Raw genomic sequence first — 16,957 nt, forward strand, 5'->3', positions numbered from 1 at the left:
TGCGATCAGGATGGAGGAAGAAGGAGACAGAGAGGGGCGGCCATGGCTCAGGAAGCTCGGGAATCGGCCCCCAGGGACCCCAGGGAGCCCACGGATCCCGCAGACCCCAGCGCCATACCTCCCGGTGCGGGACAGGAGCGGCGGACCGTGCTCGTCGCCATCGGCGCGCTGCTCCTCGGCATGCTGCTCGCGGCCCTCGACCAGACCATCGTCTCCACCGCCCTGCCGACCATCGTCAGCGACCTCGGCGGGATGGAGCATCTGTCCTGGGTCGTCACCGCGTACATGCTCGCCTCGACCGCCGCGACCCCGCTCTGGGGCAAGCTCGGCGACCAGTACGGCCGCAAGAAGCTGTTCCAGTCGGCCATCGTCCTCTTCCTCATCGGCTCCGCACTCTGTGGAGTCGCCCAGAACATGGCTCAGTTGATCGCCTTCCGGGCCGTCCAGGGACTGGGCGGCGGCGGGCTCATCGTGCTGTCGATGGCGATCGTCGGCGACATCGTGCCGCCCCGCGAACGCGGCCGCTACCAGGGCCTGTTCGGCGCGGTCTTCGGTGCGACGAGCGTGCTGGGGCCGCTGCTCGGCGGCTTCTTCACCGAACACCTCAGCTGGCGCTGGGTGTTCTACGTCAACCTGCCGGTCGGCGTGGTGGCGCTCATCGTCATCGCGGCCGTGCTGCACATCCCGGTGCGCGGCACCCGCCACACCATCGACTACCTCGGCACGTTCCTGATCGCGTCCGTCGCCACCTGCCTGGTCCTGGTGGCCTCGCTCGGCGGGACGACCTGGGCCTGGGGGTCCGGCGAGATCATCGGGCTCGCGGTGCTGGGCGCGGTGCTGCTCGGCTGCTTCGTGGCGGTGGAGCGCAAGGCGGTGGAGCCGGTGCTTCCGCTGAAGCTGTTCCGTATCCGTACGTTCTCGCTCGTCGCGGTCATCAGCTTCGTCGTGGGCTTCGCGATGTTCGGCGCGATGACGTATCTGCCGACGTTCTTGCAGGTCGTGCAGGGTGTGACGCCGACGATGTCCGGGGTGCACATGCTGCCGATGGTGTTCGGCATGCTGCTGACGTCGACCGCGTCGGGCCAGATCGTCTCGCGCACCGGCCGCTGGAAGGTGTTCCCGATCGCGGGCACGGCGGTGGTCACGATCGGCCTGATGCTGCTGCACCGGCTCACCGAGTCGAGCCCGACGTGGGAGATGAGCGTGTACTTCTTCGTCTTCGGCGCGGGCCTCGGACTGGTGATGCAGGTCCTGGTCCTGGTGGTGCAGAACGCCGTCAGTTACGGGGACCTGGGCGTCGCCACCTCCGGAGCGACGTTCTTCCGCTCGATCGGGGCGTCGTTCGGCGTGGCCATCTTCGGCACCATCTTCACCAACCGCCTCAACGGCAAACTCGCCGACGCGCTCGAGGGCCGACCGCTCCCGGCGGGCACGGGCCCGTCCCAACTGGCCGCCGATCCACGGACGATCGCGGCCCTGCCGCCGACTCTCCGTCCCCCGGTCCTGCACGCGTACGCGCAATCGATCACCGATGTCTTCCTCTACGCGGTCCCGGTGACGCTCGTCGCCTTCGTGGTCGCCTGGTTCCTGCGCGAGGACAAGCTGCGCGGCGCCGTCACCGCGCCCGACGTCAGCGAGACCGTGGCCTCGAACCCGGTCCAGCGTTCGTCGTACGACGAGTGCGCGCGGGCGCTGTCGGTGCTCGGCACCCGGGAGGGCCGCCGCGATCTGTACGAGCGGATCACCGCCCGCGCCGGACTCGACCTGCTCCCCGCGTCGAGCTGGCTGCTGCTGCGCATCCACCGCTACGGCTCCGCCGAACCGGCCTTCCTGGCCGAGCGTGTGCCCGTACCCCTCACGGTGATCACGGCGGCGGGCCGCCAGTTGGAGGAGCGGGGCCTCGCCCGCCGCGAGGGCATCGCGCTCGTCCCCACGGAACCCGGCCGCGAGACGGCGCTCCGTCTGGCCTCGGCCCGCGAGGAGTCCCTGGGTGAACTCCTCGGAGACTGGTGGGGCCCCGACCGCCCCACCGACCTGAAGAAGCTGGTGGAGGAGCTGACGGCGGAGATGTCTGGCTCGGACGGCGAGTCGCCCCGGGGCCCGGAGCTGCGCCGAGACCACGCGCGGTGACGTTGATCGGAGATCAGAGTTCCTTCGCGAACCACCGTTCCGCGTAAGGGCGTTGTATGTACGGGGGGATCTCGCGGTAACCGTTCCTGGCGTACAGCGCGCGGGCCTCGACGAGGTCGTGGCGGGTGTCCAGGGCGAGACGGCGGGCGCCCAGACGGCGGGCGGCGTCCTCCAGGGCGGTGAGCAGGGCAGCGCCGCCGCCGCTTCCGCGCATCTCCGGTCGTACGTATACGCGGGTCAGCTCGGCCGTGGCCGGGGCGGTGCCGTTGATGACGGGGGCGGTCTCGCAGAGCTGGATGCCGCCGCAGGCGCCGGGCTTGCCGTGATGGCGCCCCACGACGAAGTCGCCCAGAGGGGGCCGCAGTCTCTCCGCCCCGTCGTCGGTCAACCCCTGCTCGATCTCCTCGGCGGTGGCCGGTCTGCCGTACCAGCGGCTCGCGACCTCGTCGTAGTAGTCGCGGCGGAGCAGTGTGGCGTCGGGGGTGTCGTACGGCTCGCGGATCATGATCCAACTCATGGCGCCTGCCTACCCGAAGCGGTTGCTGTTTGGCCACCGAATTCCTGGTGACCCGGTGTTCGGACCCAGGTCGCGTACGTACGCACTCACCGGAGGGTAGTCATGTCCACGATCGTGATCGTCGTTCTGATCGCGGTGTTCGTCGTCGTGCTCGCCGCCGCCGCGCTCCTCGTCGTACGGGGTGCGGCGGCGGGCGGGCGCGGGCTGCGGCGGCGGTTCGGCCCCGAGTACGAGCGGGCGGTCGTCCTGCACGACGGGGACCGGCGCGCGGCCGAACGCGAGCTCGGCGAGCGGCTGAAGCGGCACGGTTCGCTCGCGGAGCGGCCGATGCCGGCGGAGGTGCGCGAGCACTACCTCGTCCGCTGGGCGGGGATCCAGGAGCAGTTCGTCGACTCGCCCCGGCATGCGGCGGAGGAGGCGGACAAGTTGGTGGCGCGTCTTGCCGAGGAGCGGGGGTTCCCGGCGGCGAAGGCGTACGACGACCAGATCGCGGCGCTGTCCGTGCACCACGCCGGTCGGCTCGACGGCTACCGGCGGGTGCATCGGGCGGCTCGGGGCGCGGCGGACACGGAGGAGATGCGCGAGGCGATGATCGAGGCGCGCACGCTGTTCGAGGAGCTGCTGACGGCGGGGCCGCGGCATGCCGCGAAGCGGGGTGCGGTGTGATGCGGGGCGAGGAGTACGGCGCGGTGGACGCGGGCCCGGGGCCGTTCCCGGTGGAGGCCTCGGCCCAGGGTGAGCCGCCTGTGCCGCCTCCGCGGCCTGAGCTTTCGGCTGTTGCCCTGCTGCCGACTGAGGAGCGGGACAAGTGGGCGCTTCGGTTGCACCGGGCGGTGAGTGGGTTCGTGGATGAGCCTCGGCAGGCTGTGTCGGAGGCGGACGCGGTCCTGGCGGAGGTCGTCGCGCGTCTTCCCGACCTCGTCCGCGAGCGCCGGTCGTCGGCGTCCGGCAAGGCGGATACGGAGGCGTTGCGGCTGACCCTGCGGGAGTGCCGCGCGCTCACGGAGCGCCTGCTGGAGCTTTAGCGCTCCGCGCTGGAGTCTTTTCGGCTGCGGCCCGGTGGGGGCTGATCGCGCAGTTCCCCGCGCCCCTGACTACCCAGGGGCGCGGGGAACTGCGCGAGCAACCCGGCACGGTCCGCAGACGAACATCCGCCGGAGGCTTTCGGGAAGGGGTGGGGTGGGGGATCAGGCGTCAGGCCTTCGGGGACGCCTGTTGGACCACCTCGAAGGACCACAGGGTGGAGCCCGTTGCCGCCGGCTTCGGGCGGTCGCCCTCAGCGGTGGCGCCGCCGTGCGCACCCCGCATCGACGTAGCCATCCACGCCTCGAAGTCGGCCTCGCTACGCCACCGCGTATACACCAGGTACTGGTCCGTCCCCTCGACCGGCCGCAGAAGCTCGAACCATTCGAAACCGTCGGAGTTCTCCACCGCCCCGGCCCGTGCGGCGAACCGCTGTTCCAGGACCTCGCGCTGCTCGCTCGGAACCGTCAGGACGTTGATCTTCACAATGCTCATGCCTCGACAATAACCACCCCGCCCCGCCGACCCCGTTCCGGTAAGTTGCGGATTCTCGCAAACGTGGTTTCGGTCGAAACACCGGTGACAGTCAGGCGAAATGGGGGTTGCCTGAGTCTTCTCATCGGGGTGGTGCAAGGCTCTAGGGATGCCGCCCCGGAGCCGGGGGCGGCGGGAACTCGGCCAGTGGAACGGTGGGAGGTTCGGCGGGGCGTGGCGAATGCGGAGCACGGCCAACGCGGCAGCACGGTGGACACGGGGTCCGCCGACACCAGGATGAGCATGGCCCGGGTGGCCCTGTGGCTGGTCGCCGCAGTGCTCGCGATACGGCAGATGGCTCACGTCCTGCGGCTCCCACCGGGTCAGCGGCTCACCGACCTGGAGACCTGGACCGGCGTCAACAGCGTCGACGGGGTCAATGGCGTCAATGGTGTTCTGCATGTGAAGGGGTCCCTTTACGACAAGGAGCACTTCACCGGCACCCCCTTCGCCGGCTTAGTACTCAAACCGCTCACCCACTCCGCAGAGAAGGCGCTCGGCGTCGCCTGGACGTTCTCGACACTTCTCCTCGTCGCCGTGATCGGCGTCATCGTCGCCCGCGCGCTGCCGGGCCCCGTCTCACGGCGCAGCCAGCTGCTCGCCGCACCCGTCGCCATCAGCCTGTTGATGGTCTCGCTGCCCGTCCGCAACGCCCTCACCACCGGCCAGACCAGCATCATCCCGGTGCTGCTCGTCCTGCTCGGCTGTTTCGCCGTACGAGGTGAACGCGGATCCGGGGTCCTCATCGGCATCGCCGCCGCCCTCCAGCCGACCGTACTGCTCTTCGTGCCGCTGCTCTGGCTCACCGGACGCAGACGCGCGGCCGTCACCACCGCCGGGACCTTCGCCGCCGCCACCGCCCTGACCTGGGCGGTCATGCCGCACGACTCCTGGACGTACTGGGTGCACCATGTGGCGGGCGCGGGGCTCGGCGCACGGGCCGACAGCCTCGCCAACCAGTCGCTGCACGGCGCGCTGCTCCGGCTCGGCCTGGAGGGGCCGCTGGAGATCGCGCTCTTCCTGGTGCTCGCCGCCGCCGTCGTCTTCCTCGGCCTGCGCCGTGCCGTCCGCTACGCGCGCGACGGCCAACTCCTCCTCGCCGTCGCCCTCACCGGCTGCGTCGCGGTCGCCGTCTCGCCGACCGCCTGGCAGCACCAACTGCTCTGGGTGCTGCTCGCGATGGTCGGCCGGGTCGGGGCCAAGGCCCGCGACCGGCTGGCGTGGCCCGCCGTCGTCGTCCTCGTCATGACGCTGCCGGGCACGGTCCTGCTGCCGAACATGTCGGCGCTGTACGCGATACGTGACAACGTTCCCCTCCTCACGGCGCTCGTCGCCGCGTGCGCCGTCCCGTTCCTGCCGCGCACCGCCGAGCACTTCCGTGCACCCGTTCCCACGGAGTACGGCACATCCGTTCCGGCGCGCTGGTCCCGCATCCCGCTGCTGCCGTTCTGGCGCCGGGTGTTGAGCCGCCCGAACCTGCTGATGGAACTGCTGGTCATCCGCGTCGGCTACTCCGCGTACTCGCACATCCGCCTGGCCGCGAGCGCCGGGCGCGAGACGGCACAGGCGCACGGTCGGACCGTCGTGTCGATCGAGCGCGCGCTCCACATCGACATCGAGCACTGGGCGAACCACTCGATCCAGCACGCGAAATGGCTGCTCTCGTTCTTCAACTTCTACTACGAGACGTTCCACTTCATCGTCCCGCTGACGATCCTGGGCGTGCTGTACGTACGCCGCCCGGCGGACTACCGCTGGGCGCGCTCGGCGCTCGGCTTCGCGACGCTGCTCGGCCTGGTCGGCTTCTGGCTCTTCCCGCTGGCGCCGCCGCGCCTGATGCCGGGCATGGGGTTCATCGACACGGTCCACGGCCCGCAGGACCTGGCGCACCCGGAGTACGGCCCGATGACGCAGGTCACCAACCAGTACGCGGCGATGCCGTCGCTGCACTTCGGCTGGTCCCTGTGGTGCGGGATCGTGATCGCGGTGGTGGCGCCGAAGCTGTGGATGAAGGCCCTCGGCCTCCTCCACCCCCTCTTCACGGTCTGCGCGATCATCACCACCGCCAACCACTGGGTGCTGGACGCGATCGGCGGCGCGACGGTCGTCGGCGCGGGCTTCGCCCTCGTCCACGTACTGGCCGGGCCGCGCGGGATTCAGCTGCCGGAGCTGCCCGGGCCCAGGGCCACGACATGGGGCGGCACGGCGATGCCGGCGGGCAGAGCCGGGTCGGGCTCCGGCGCGTCGAAGTAGCTGCGCATCGGTATCACCCCGGCCCACAGCCCGAGTTCACCGTCCGGCCCGTCCCCGTCCTGGGGCGGGCCGGACGCCGTCTTCACGGACGCCTCGTCCAGCGAGAGCGCGAGCAGCGAAGTGGCCGCGAGCTCCTTGCGGTTGGGCTGGCGTGCGTACTCCCACTGCCCCGGCGCACACTGCTCGGTCACCACCCGCAGCCCGTGCAGCAGCTCGTCCCCGTCCGCGACCAGCCGGGGCACGGCGTACACCATGGCGCTGCGGTAGTTGACCCCGTGCTCGAACACCGACCGCGCGAGCACCAGCCCGTCGATATGCGTCACGGTGACGCAGACGGTCGCGTCCGGCGCCTGTACGAGGCTACGACTGGCCACGGACCCGTGCACGTACAACGTCCGCGTCCCGAAGTCGACCCCGTACACGGTCGGCACGACCATCGGCACCCCGTCGACGACGACGCCGAGATGACAGACGAACCCGGCGCGGAGTATCGCGTCGAGATCGGCGACACGGGTACTGCCCTGCTCGCGCAGCCGCCGATGACGGGTGCGCTCAGTGACCGCAAGGTGCTGATTCTGTTTCTGCGTGCTCATTCCCCCACCGATCCGGTTGAGATCATGTTCGATCTCAACTGTTTCAGTCGTATCGGGGATCATCAAGGTCTACGTCCGAGGGAGGCTCCGGGGTCGGAGTCGGGGTCGGGGATGCGGACGTGCCGCACTCGAACCAGATGGTCTTGCCGGTCTTCGTCAGGCCCGGCGAGACGCCCCACTTGTCGACGACCGCGTCGAGCAGGACGAGGCCTCGGCCGGACTCGTCGTCGTCCGAGGCGGCGCGGGGGAGCGGGAGCTGCGGGAAGCCGTCCGACACCTCGATGCGTACGCCGTGGGGTCGCCTTCTGAGCTTCAACACGCAGTAGCGGTCGGGCACATGGCGCACCACGTTCGCGAGCAGTTCGGTCACGGCGAGCTCCGCCGCCTCCGACAGCTCGGACATGGCCCACTGGTCCAGGTGGGTACGGACGATCCTGCGTACATGGCGGGCGGAGTGCGCGCCGACCGTGAAGCGCATGCCGTACTGGGAATTGTCGTTCACGGTACGAGCGTGCCGCGTGATGGCTACGCTCGGCTACGGAACGAATACAACCCGCTTGGAAGTAAGCGGAGTTGAGCCCGAGGGGGTACCCGCCGTGGTCCACGTCAACGTCCTCGACCCGAGCGCGTCGCCGCTCGACTACTACGGATACGAGCTGCGCCGCTACCGCGAGGCGGTCGGGCTCACCCAGAAGCAGCTGGGCGCGATCATCTCGTACACCGGATCGCTGATCGGCCAGATCGAGACGGCGCGCAAGCTGCCGACGTCGGACTTCAGTGAGCGCGCGGACATCGCGCTGGGGACGGGTGGGTTGCTGTCCCGGCTGCTGCCGCTGGTGCTGCGGAGCCAGCTTCCGGCGTGGTTTCAGCAGGTTGCGGAGCTGGAGTCGCGGGCGATCGAGATCTACACCTTCCAGACCAACATGGTGCATGGGCTGCTTCAGACCAAGGCGTACGCGCGTGCCGTGCTCGGCACGGTGGACACCGTCAAGCTTGATGACCGGACTGCCGTCCGGCTCGCCCGCCAGCGGATCCTGGAGAAGCCCAAGCCCCCGGTGCTGTGGACGATCCTGAGCGAGGCGGCGCTGCATCAGGACATCGGTGGGCCGGACGTCATGCGGGATCAACTCGCGCGCCTGTTGAGTTACCAGAACAAGCGGCACGTCAACATCCAGGTGCTTCCGTACGAGGTCGGGGCGCATGCCGGGCTGACGGGCTCGTTCACCCTCTTCCGGTTCGCCGACGACCCCGCGATCGTCTATACGGAGGGCTATGGGATGGGGCATCCCACGGCCAATCCAGAGACTGTCAAGGACTGCTCGCTCCGATACGATCATCTGCAGGCAGCGGCCCTGTCCTTGCGGGACTCGGCCGAGCTGATCCAGCGGGTGATGGAGGAGCGCTATGGGGAGCAACAACTCTCAGCTGGCTGACGCCCAGTGGCGTAAGTCGAGCTATAGCAGCGACCAAGGTGGCGAATGCGTCGAGTGCGCAACCCTCCATGGTGCCGCTTGGCGCAAGTCCTCGTACAGCGGTGACCAGGGCGGCGATTGCATACAGATCGCCGACCTCCCCCACGCCGTAGCCGTCCGTGACTCCAAGAATCCGGACGGCCCGGCGATCACGTTCACTCCCGCCGCGTTCGGCGCGTTCGTGCGGTCCGTTACGGCGTGACCTGAAGTTCCTTGATGCCGTTCAGCCATGCCGAGCGCAGGCGGCGCGGGTCGCCTGCCAGCGTGAGGTTCGGGAGGGCGTCGGCGATGGCGTTGAAGATCAGGTTGATTTCGAGGACCGCCAGCGACTTGCCGAGGCAGAAGTGCGGGCCTCCGCCGCCGAAGCCGAGGTGCGGGTTCGGGTCGCGGAGGATGTCGAACTGCTCCGGGTTGTCGAAGAGTTCGGGGTCGTTGTTCGCCGACGAGTAGAACAGGCCTACCCGGTCGCCCGCCTTGATCTTCTGGCCGCCCAGCTCCGTGTCCTGTGTCGCCGTGCGCTGGAAGGACACCACCGGCGTCGCCCAGCGCACGATCTCCTCGGCCGCCGTCTCGGGACGTTCGCGTTTGTAGACTTCCCACTGGTCGGGGTGGGTGAGGAACGCGTGCATGCCATGGCTGATAGCGTTACGGGTCGTCTCGTTGCCCGCGACCGCGAGCAGGATGACGAAGAATCCGAACTCGTCGGGCAGCAGGTTGCCTTCGCCCTCCGCCGCGACCAGCGTCGACACGATGTCCTTCGCCGGGCACTCCTTGCGCGCCGCCGCGAGGTTCATCGCGTACGACACGATCTCCATGGCCGCCTCGGCGCCGATCTCCTCGGTGATGGCGTACTCGGGATCGTCGTACGCCGCCATCTTGTTGGACCAGTCGAAGATCTTCGTACGGTCCTCCTGCGGGACGCCGATGAGTTCGGCGATGGCCTGGAGGGGGAGTTCGACGGCGATGTTGGTGACGAAGTCGAAGGAGTCGCGGCCCTTGGAGGCGGCGAGGGCCGTGTCGACTATGCGGCGGGCGCGGTCCCGTAGCGCGCCCTCCAGCGAGCGGATCGCGCGGGGGGTGAAGCCGCGCTGGACGATCTGGCGGACGCGGGTGTGCTCCGGCGGATCCATGTTCAGCATGATCAGCCGCTGGACCTCGATCTGGTCGCGGCTGATGTTCTGGTTGAAGCGGATGACGGCCGTGTTGGTGGTGGAGGAGAACAACTCCGGGTGCGTGGACACGTATTTGACGTCGGCGTGCCGTGTCACCACCCAGTAGCCGTCGTCGCCGAAACCGGCGATGCCGTGCGGCTGCGGGCACCAGAGGACCGGGGCCGTCTGCCGGGCCTCGGCGAACTCCGGGTACGGGACGCGGGCCTGGAGCAGGTCGGGGTCGGTGAAGTCGAACCCCTCGGGAAGGTGGGGGCAGCGCATCGGCAACTCCATCTGCATCTGGTTCTGCGTCTGGTCGGCACTTGTCTGACGACCCATCAGAATTTGACTGAAAGGTAGTAACGGGTTCTACAAGTGGCAAGGGGCGGTGCGGGATCCGTTGCGGGCGCGGGAGCGTGCTGGGTGCGTGCGAGGTGCGTGCACAACCCTTGCGTACCGGGGGTAAGTCTCACCAGACTGCACTCAGAACTAGAACGCGTACTAGTTCGATCTGATTCGACTGATTCGATCTGGTCCGGTCGCTGTGGCGGCTCCGGGAGGCCTCCGGCGACTGCGTGAGGAGAGGACGAGCTCATGGCCGCGGAACCCGTCATCGTCGAAGCCGTACGCACGCCGATCGGCAAGCGCGGGGGCGCGCTCGCCAATCTCCATCCCGCCTATCTGCTGGGCGAGACCTACCGTGAACTGCTCGGCCGTACCGGGATCCACGCCGACTGCGTCGAGCAGATCGTCGGAGGTACGGTCACCCACGCCGGCGAGCAGTCCATGAACCCCGCGCGCAACGCGTGGCTGGCGATGGGGCTGCCGTACGAGACGGCGGCGACCACCGTGGACTGCCAGTGCGGGTCGTCGCAGCAGGCCAGCCATATGGTCGCGAACATGATCGCGGCGGGGGTGGTGGATGTGGGCATCAGCTGCGGGGTGGAGGCGATGTCGCGGGTACCGCTGGGGTCCGGGTCCAAGCACGGGCCGGGGAAGCCCTTCCCGGACGAGTGGAACGTGGATCTGCCCAACCAGTTCGAGGCGGCCGAGCGGATCGCGCGGCACCGGGGGCTGACGCGCGAGCGCGTCGACTCGCTCGGGCTGCGGTCGCAGGAGCGGGCGGCGGTCGCGTGGGGCGAGGAGCGCTTCAAGCGGGAGACGTTCGCGGTGCAGGTGCCGACGACGGAGGAGGAGCAGGCGGCGGGCCAGGGCATGTGGCGGCTCGTCGACCGGGACGAGGGGTTGCGGGACACGTCCCTGGAGGCGCTGGCACGGCTGAAGCCGGTGATGCCGACGGCGGTGCACACGGCGGGGAACTCGTCGCAGATCTCGGACGGTGCGTCCGCCATCATGTGGGCGTCGAAGCGGATGGCCCGGGCGCTGAAGCTGCGGCCCCGGGCGCGGATCGTGGCGCAGGCGCTGGTGGGGGCGGACCCGCACTTCCACCTGGACGGCCCGATCGACGCGACCCGGGCGGTGTTGGGGAAAGCGGGCATGTCCCTGCGGGACATCGACCTGGTCGAGATCAACGAGGCGTTCGCGTCCGTGGTGCTGTCGTGGGCGCAGGTCTTCGACCAGGACCTGGAGAAGGTGAACGTGAACGGGGGCGCGATCGCCCTCGGGCATCCGGTGGGGGCGACGGGGGCGCGCCTTCTGACGACGGCGCTGCATGAACTGGAGCGGCGGGACCGGGAGTTCGCGCTGGTGACGATGTGTGCGGGGGGTGCGCTGGCTACGGGGACGATCATCCAGCGCCTGTAGGAGGTCTCCCGGGGCTGCGCCCCCGGACCCCCTGCTTTTCCGCGGACCGTGCTGGGTTACTCGCGCAGTTCCCCGCGCCCCTTAACGGGCCCTTCGGGCCCTCCTGGGGGCGCGGGTGAACTCAGTGCTCGGCACGTGCGGCTCAGTACCAGCTGTTCTGCTGCCAGAAGTTCCAGGCGCCGCACGGGCTGCCGTAGCGGGAGTTCATGTAGTCCAGGCCCCAGGCGATCTGGGTGGCCGGGTTGGTCTGCCAGTCGGAACCCTTGGTGGCCATCTTGGAGCCGGGCAGCGCCTGGACCAGACCGTACGCACCGCTCGACGGGTTCGAGGCGTGGACGTTCCAGCCGGACTCGTGCTTGACGATGTTGCTGAAGCACTGGAACTCGGCCGAGCTCGAAATCATCTGCTTGGCCACGTCCTGGGCGCCCATCGGGGCGGCCTGGGCGGGGACAGCGGCCACCGCGACACCGGCGGCGGCGAGCAGCGTGGCAGCACCGGCGGCGATGGACTTCTTACGGGCGGCGATACGAGCGGCGAACGACACAGAGCGACCTAACGTCGGGGACATGGGCGTCGCGGGCAGGCGGCAGCTCCGGAGAGCATGCGGATGCTCCTCGGGAGAAGCGGGGGTTCGTCCTGCGTGGGCTTCCGCGGCCCGGTGACGGGCCAGGCGGTGCCCGGCGACTGGACCAGTTTTAGCGACCCGCACACCCCGCCGCAACGACCCCTCTTACTAGTCGCCCTCGCATGGAGGGGTGAACGGCCCCAGCTGGTGGGTACAGAGGATTGCCTGGTCAGGGGCCCTGTTTGTGGGCTTGTGTGGGGGGTGTAAAGGCTACTATTCCGGGTCGTACGGGACTAAGGGCCTGTGGGGGGCCTCACCCCGTGGGACCCCCCTCGGACCCCGTAAATGTGACCTGGGCCTCGAAGTTGGCGCGTCGGGTGGCCCTGCGTAGTGCCTTCAGTACGGTCGAGCCAAGTGCGAACGTGAGCACGGTCGTCAGCACCGCACGGCCCAGGTCCCAGCCGAGCGACGTGGTCGCGCAGTACGCCGCGAAGCGCAGCAGGTTCTCGCCGAGCGGGTCGCCCGGGTGGAAGGAGATCCCCGACGACATCCCGCCGATGTACGTCCAGCCCTGCAGATTCATGACCGTGCCGTACGCGAAGGACGCCACGAAGCCGTAGAGGGCGAGGAGGGCCAGTTCCGCCCGGCCTCGGAGGCGGTGGCGGCCCGGGAGCAGGCCCGCCCCCATCGCGAACCAGCCCATCGCCAGCATCTGGAACGGCATCCAGGGGCCGACACCCCCGGTGAGCAGGGCGGACGCGAACATCGTGACCGCGCCGAGTACGAAGCCGAAGCCGGGGCCCAGTACGCGTCCGCTCAGGACCATGAGGAAGAACATCGGCTCCAGGCCCGCCGTACCCGCCCCCAGCGGGCGCAGTGCCGCGCCCACCGCCGCGAGGACGCCGAGCATCGCGACGGCCTTGGCGTCCATGCCGTTGTCCTCGTCCGCGATGGTGGCGACCACCACACCCACGAGGAGCGGCAGCAGCGCGGCGAAGAGCCAGGGGGCGTCCTGGGAGTGGGCGAGCCCGGAGTCCCCGTCGGCGAGCAGGGGCCAGCCGAAGGCGGCGACGCCTATGGCGGTGATGAGGGTGAGGGCCGTGGCGGCCCGTGGGCCGACTTTTATCGCCTTGGCCTGGCGGTCCTCGGGCTCGGTGGTCATGCCAGGGCCCTCTTCACCTGCGAGACCGTGAGCCATGGCTCCGGGGCCAGGATCTTCGCCACCTGGGGGGCGAAGGAGGGGGATGACACGACTACGTCCGCCGTCGGGCCGTCCGCGACCACTTCGCCGTCGGCCAGGATCACGACTCGGTGGGCGATCTCCGCTGCCAGTTCCACGTCGTGGGTGGCCAGGATGATCGCGTGGCCCTCGGTGGCGAGGGTGCGCAGGACGTCGGCGAGGCGGGCCTTCGCCGCGTAGTCCAGGCCTCGGGTCGGCTCGTCGAGGAGGAGGAGCGGGGGGCGGCCCGTCAGGACGATCGCCAGCGCGAGCGCGAGGCGCTGGCCCTCGGAGAGGTCGCGGGGGTGGGTGTCGTCGGGGACGCCGGGGAGCAGGGCGGAGACCAGGTCGCGGCAGGTGCCGTCGGGTGCCTGGGCGTCCGCGTCGGCTGTCGCGCACTCGGCCGCGACCGTGTCCGCGTACAGCAGGTCGCGGGGCTCCTGGGGTACGAGGCCGACCTCGCGGATCAGGTCGCGCGGGGGTGTGCGGTGGGGGGTGCGGCCGTTCACCGTCACCGTGCCGGTGGTGGGTTCGATCATGCCGACGAGGGTGTTGAGGAGGGTGGATTTGCCTGCGCCGTTCCTTCCCATCAGCGCGACTGTTTCACCGGGGGTGACTGTGAGGTCTACGTGGCGTAGGGCCTCTATGCGGTCGCGGTGTACGGCGAGGTTCGTTGCGGCGGCTGTGGGCGTGCCGCTGGGTGTTTGCTGCGTGCGTCCTCGCCGGAGGCGGGTCAGGGCGGCTCGGAGGCCGTGTTCCTGTGCGGGGCGCGGGGTGGGCACCCGGCCTTCGGCCGGGTTGTTGTACCCACCCGCTCCGCCCGTGCGAGGGGTTGCGATGGTGTCGGGCCTCTCGTGGGGCGCCTTCGCCGTCGGCGGCTGCGGGATGTGGGACGAGAGCGTTGCGCGGAGGTCGTGGGCCCTGCGGCGGGCGTCTCGTACCGACAACGGGATCGGGGTCCAGCCCGCCAGGCGGGACAGGGCCACCACCGGGGGGTGGACCGGGGACGTGGTCATGATTTCGGACGGGGTGCCCAGGACCGGGGGCTCGCCTCGGGAGGGGAGGAGGATCACTCGGTCCGCGTACTGGATCACCCGCTCCAGGCGGTGCTCGGCCATCAGGACCGTCGTGCCGAGGTCGTGGACCAGGCGCTGGAGTACGGACAGGACCTCTTCCGCCGCCGCCGGGTCGAGCGCCGACGTCGGTTCGTCCAGGACCAGGACCTTGGGGTGCGGGGTCAGGACCGAGCCGATCGCCACGCGCTGCTGCTGGCCGCCGGAGAGGGTGGCGATCGGGCGGTCGCGGAGGTCGGCCAGGCCGAGGATGTCGAGGGTTTCCTCGACTCGGCGGCGCATCACGTGGGGGGCCAGGCCCAACGACTCCATGCCGTACGCGAGTTCGTCCTCGACCGTGTCGGTGACGAAGTGGGCGAGGGGGTCCTGGCCCACCGTGCCGACGACGTCGGCGAGTTCGCGGGGTTTGTGGGTACGGGTGTCGCGGCCGTCGACGGTGACACGGCCGCGCAGGGTGCCGCCGGTGAAGTGGGGGACCAGGCCCGAGACCGTACCGAGAAGGGTTGATTTGCCGACGCCGGACGGGCCGACCAGCAGGACCAACTCACCCTCCGGGATGGTGAGTTGCGCGTTGTTGAGGGTGGGGGCTGCGGCGCCCTCGTACGTTACCGACACCCCTTCGAAACTGATCATTTCGGCTCCTTGGGGGTCGAGTTGGGGGCGGGGGCCACCGCTGCCGGGAGCAGGCCCAGGAGGATCGACAGCGCCGGCCAGAGCGGGAGGGTGGGGGCGGTCAGGGGGAGTACGCCGGGGTGCAGGGCCTCCGGTGCGTACGTACCCGCCCAGATCATCAGTACCGCGACCGCCGCGCCGGAACCGGACACCAGCCAGGCGCGGGCGCCCCAGTGGTCGGGGCGGTAACGGGTGCGGACCGAGCGGCGGCCGCCCAGGCGCAGGCCCGCGAGGGCGGCGGCGAGGCCGGTGAGCAGGACGGGGAGGCCGTAGCCCGCGCCTTCGGAGGCGAGCAGTCCGTACGTACCGGCGCAGACGCCGAGGAGTCCGCCGAGGGTGAGGACGGTGGTGGTGTGGCGGACGGCGGGCGGTACGTGCGCGGTGCGGCCGTAGCCTCGGGCGTCCATGGAGGCGGCGACGGCGACCGAGCGTTCGAGCGCGCCCTCCAGGACCGGGAGGCCGATCTGGAGGATCGCCTTGATGCCGCCGGTGGGGCGGCCGCGCAGTCTCCGGGCGGTACGCAGTCGTACGACGTCGGCGACCATGTTCGGCGCGAACGTCATCGCGACGACCACGGCCACGCCCGCCTCGTACAGGGCGCCCGGGAGGGACTTGAGGAGGCGGGCGGGGTTGGCGAGGGCGTTCGCGGCGCCGACGCAGATGAGGAGCGTGGCGAGCTTGGCGCCGTCGTAGAGGGCGAAGAGCATGCCCTCGGCGGTGACGCGTCCGCCGATACGTATCCCCTTCGCCCAGTCGGGGAGAGGGGCCTCGGGGAGGGTGAGGAGGGTGTGGGTGCCGGGGATCGGGGAGCCGAGGGCGATGTTGAAGACGAGTCGGATCGCTACGACTGCGAGGCCGAGTTTGATGAACGCGGTGTACGAGCGTGCCCAGGGGGCGTCGGTCTTGCGGGCGGCCACTACGTAGCCGGCGACGGTGACGAGGAGTCCTAGGAGGAGGGGGTTGGTGGTCCTGGACGCGGCTGCGGCCAGGCCGAGGGCCCATAGCCACCAGGCGGCGGGGTGCAGGGCGTTGGCCCTGGTGGCGCGGGGTGCGCGGGGTGCCCGTGGGGTGCGGGGTGCCCGGGGTGTTTGGCGTCGTCGCGTGGCCGCGGGCCGGTGGGTGGGCACCCGGCCTCCGGCCGGGTCGTCGTACCCACCCGCTCCGCCCGTGCGAGGGGTTGCGACGGTGCGGGGCCTCTCGTGGGGCGCCTTCGCCGTCGGCGACTGCGGAGCGTGCGGGGGCACCCGGCCTTCGGCCGGGGCGGCCGACCGCTCGTACTCCGGCGATTCCTCCGGCATCTGCTGGCGTCGCGTCATCGCCCGCGGCGGCGGGATTGCCAGATTGCGGCTGCTGCCAGGGTCAGGACGGCTGCCAGGCCCGCGATCAGGCCCATCGACGGGCCGGAGTCCGAGGACTTCTTCGGCTCGGCGGACTGGGTGGGGGCCGTCGTCCCCGACTTGCCCGACACCTGCTCGCCGCACCCCGTCCTCGGGTAGCCCGCGATCGCGCACAGCAGCGCCGAGCTGTTGTAGCGCAGCGGCTTGGCCACGGCGGCCAGGGCGTCGGCCGTGGTCGCGTCCTCGGACACCCGCGCGCACGCCGTACGCGCCGCCGGGGGCGTCTCGCCGCCCGGGGCGTCCTGCGGAGTGCCGAAGTCCACAACCAGTGCGATGCGCTTCTTGCCCGGTTCCGCCGGGGTCGCCGCGCACACCGCGTCGAACGACGGCGCCGAGCGCGGCTTCGAGGCGTCCTTGGAGTCCGCGCTCACCGCGAAGCGGAAGCCCTCGACGTCGCCGTCGGAGGGGTGCGCGGTGGCCGGGCCCTGGGTGGCGTACGTCCAGGTCGAGCCCTGGCGGTCCCAGAACGACCAGTAGCGGTACCCGGTCGCCCGGGCCGACGCAGCCCCCACGCCGACCGTCAGCGTGAGGGCGAGCGCGGCCACGACGGCGAGGCGCCGTACGTGCGGCATCTGTCGCACGTACGGCATCCGT

General features: G+C 70.4%; 17 protein-coding genes. 7 read left to right on the top strand and 10 right to left on the bottom strand.

Annotated elements, in window-relative coordinates:
- Positions 1–42: 42 nt before the first annotated feature.
- Entirely contained in the window at positions 43–2,130 is a 2,088-nt protein-coding gene (locus ACT1U9_RS21915; protein ID WP_444534374.1) for a DHA2 family efflux MFS transporter permease subunit, read from the top strand.
- A gap of 13 nt (positions 2,131–2,143) precedes the next feature.
- Here ACT1U9_RS21915 and ACT1U9_RS21920 read toward each other — a convergent pair whose 3' ends face one another.
- Positions 2,144–2,647, bottom strand: a complete 504-nt coding sequence (locus ACT1U9_RS21920) for a GNAT family N-acetyltransferase (protein ID WP_444534375.1) — start codon at positions 2,645–2,647, stop codon at positions 2,144–2,146.
- A 102-nt stretch (positions 2,648–2,749) separates the two neighbouring features.
- On the opposite strand from ACT1U9_RS21920, the gene ACT1U9_RS21925 reads away from it, so the two are divergent.
- Together ACT1U9_RS21925 and ACT1U9_RS21930 are read left to right on the top strand one after the other, a co-directional pair.
- Positions 2,750–3,313, top strand: coding sequence for a hypothetical protein (locus ACT1U9_RS21925; RefSeq protein WP_444534376.1), 564 nt, complete (start codon positions 2,750–2,752; stop codon positions 3,311–3,313).
- A 179-nt stretch (positions 3,314–3,492) separates the two neighbouring features.
- A complete protein-coding gene (locus ACT1U9_RS21930; RefSeq protein ID WP_444534377.1) occupies positions 3,493–3,672 on the top strand; it encodes a hypothetical protein in 180 nt (59 codons plus the stop codon).
- A 169-nt stretch (positions 3,673–3,841) separates the two neighbouring features.
- On the opposite strand, the gene ACT1U9_RS21935 is transcribed toward ACT1U9_RS21930, so the two are convergent.
- Positions 3,842–4,165, bottom strand: a complete 324-nt coding sequence (locus ACT1U9_RS21935) for an antibiotic biosynthesis monooxygenase family protein (RefSeq protein ID WP_444534378.1) — start codon at positions 4,163–4,165, stop codon at positions 3,842–3,844.
- A 282-nt stretch (positions 4,166–4,447) separates the two neighbouring features.
- Here ACT1U9_RS21935 and ACT1U9_RS21940 point away from each other — a divergent pair, with 282 nt between their 5' ends.
- A complete protein-coding gene (locus ACT1U9_RS21940; protein ID WP_444539216.1) occupies positions 4,448–6,457 on the top strand; it encodes a bifunctional glycosyltransferase 87/phosphatase PAP2 family protein in 2,010 nt (669 codons plus the stop codon).
- Here the strand turns inward: ACT1U9_RS21940 and ACT1U9_RS21945 are convergent.
- Together ACT1U9_RS21945 and ACT1U9_RS21950 are read right to left on the bottom strand one after the other, a co-directional pair.
- The gene (locus ACT1U9_RS21945) at positions 6,361–7,050 is read right to left on the bottom strand and encodes a pyridoxamine 5'-phosphate oxidase family protein (protein ID WP_444534379.1); all 690 of its coding nucleotides are present in this window, start codon (positions 7,048–7,050) and stop codon (positions 6,361–6,363) included. The genes ACT1U9_RS21940 and ACT1U9_RS21945 overlap by 97 nt on opposite strands.
- Positions 7,051–7,093: 43 nt before the next feature.
- Positions 7,094–7,552: an ATP-binding protein gene (locus ACT1U9_RS21950; protein ID WP_444534380.1), complete on the bottom strand. Its 459-nt coding sequence runs from the start codon at positions 7,550–7,552 to the stop codon at positions 7,094–7,096.
- A 94-nt stretch (positions 7,553–7,646) separates the two neighbouring features.
- On the opposite strand from ACT1U9_RS21950, the gene ACT1U9_RS21955 reads away from it, so the two are divergent.
- Together ACT1U9_RS21955 and ACT1U9_RS21960 are read left to right on the top strand one after the other, a co-directional pair.
- Positions 7,647–8,483 carry a helix-turn-helix domain-containing protein gene (locus ACT1U9_RS21955; protein WP_444534381.1) on the top strand — a complete coding sequence of 279 codons (837 nt, stop codon included), beginning with the start codon at positions 7,647–7,649 and terminating at the stop codon, positions 8,481–8,483.
- On the top strand, positions 8,455–8,724 hold the full coding sequence (locus ACT1U9_RS21960; RefSeq protein WP_444534382.1) for a DUF397 domain-containing protein: 270 nt from the start codon (positions 8,455–8,457) through the stop codon (positions 8,722–8,724). Before ACT1U9_RS21955 ends, ACT1U9_RS21960 begins: the two co-directional genes overlap by 29 nt.
- On the opposite strand, the gene ACT1U9_RS21965 is transcribed toward ACT1U9_RS21960, so the two are convergent.
- Entirely contained in the window at positions 8,714–9,955 is a 1,242-nt protein-coding gene (locus ACT1U9_RS21965) for a cytochrome P450 (RefSeq protein ID WP_444539217.1), read from the bottom strand. The genes ACT1U9_RS21960 and ACT1U9_RS21965 overlap by 11 nt on opposite strands.
- 312 nt (positions 9,956–10,267) lie before the next feature.
- Between ACT1U9_RS21965 and ACT1U9_RS21970 the strand changes: the two genes are divergently transcribed.
- Positions 10,268–11,437, top strand: a complete 1,170-nt coding sequence (locus tag ACT1U9_RS21970; RefSeq protein WP_444534383.1) for a steroid 3-ketoacyl-CoA thiolase — start codon at positions 10,268–10,270, stop codon at positions 11,435–11,437.
- Between the two features lie 142 nt (positions 11,438–11,579).
- Here the strand turns inward: ACT1U9_RS21970 and ACT1U9_RS21975 are convergent, their stop codons facing one another.
- From ACT1U9_RS21975 to ACT1U9_RS21995, 5 genes are all read right to left on the bottom strand, one after another.
- Positions 11,580–12,005, bottom strand: a complete 426-nt coding sequence (locus ACT1U9_RS21975) for a transglycosylase SLT domain-containing protein (protein WP_444534384.1) — start codon at positions 12,003–12,005, stop codon at positions 11,580–11,582.
- 310 nt (positions 12,006–12,315) lie between these two features.
- Positions 12,316–13,164, bottom strand: coding sequence for an ECF transporter S component (locus tag ACT1U9_RS21980; RefSeq protein ID WP_444534385.1), 849 nt, complete (start codon positions 13,162–13,164; stop codon positions 12,316–12,318).
- On the bottom strand, positions 13,161–14,927 hold the full coding sequence (locus ACT1U9_RS21985) for an ABC transporter ATP-binding protein (protein ID WP_444534386.1): 1,767 nt from the start codon (positions 14,925–14,927) through the stop codon (positions 13,161–13,163). The genes ACT1U9_RS21980 and ACT1U9_RS21985 overlap by 4 nt, the downstream gene beginning before the upstream one ends.
- Positions 14,924–16,282: an energy-coupling factor transporter transmembrane protein EcfT gene (locus tag ACT1U9_RS21990; RefSeq protein WP_444534387.1), complete on the bottom strand. Its 1,359-nt coding sequence runs from the start codon at positions 16,280–16,282 to the stop codon at positions 14,924–14,926. Before ACT1U9_RS21990 ends, ACT1U9_RS21985 begins: the two co-directional genes overlap by 4 nt.
- A complete protein-coding gene (locus ACT1U9_RS21995; protein WP_444534388.1) occupies positions 16,279–16,953 on the bottom strand; it encodes an SCO2322 family protein in 675 nt (224 codons plus the stop codon). The genes ACT1U9_RS21990 and ACT1U9_RS21995 overlap by 4 nt, the downstream gene beginning before the upstream one ends.
- Between the last annotated feature and the right edge of the window lie 4 nt (positions 16,954–16,957).

This window comes from Streptomyces sp. BR1, from assembly GCF_052373795.1.
Taxonomy (GTDB): Bacteria; Actinomycetota; Actinomycetes; order Streptomycetales; family Streptomycetaceae; genus Streptomyces.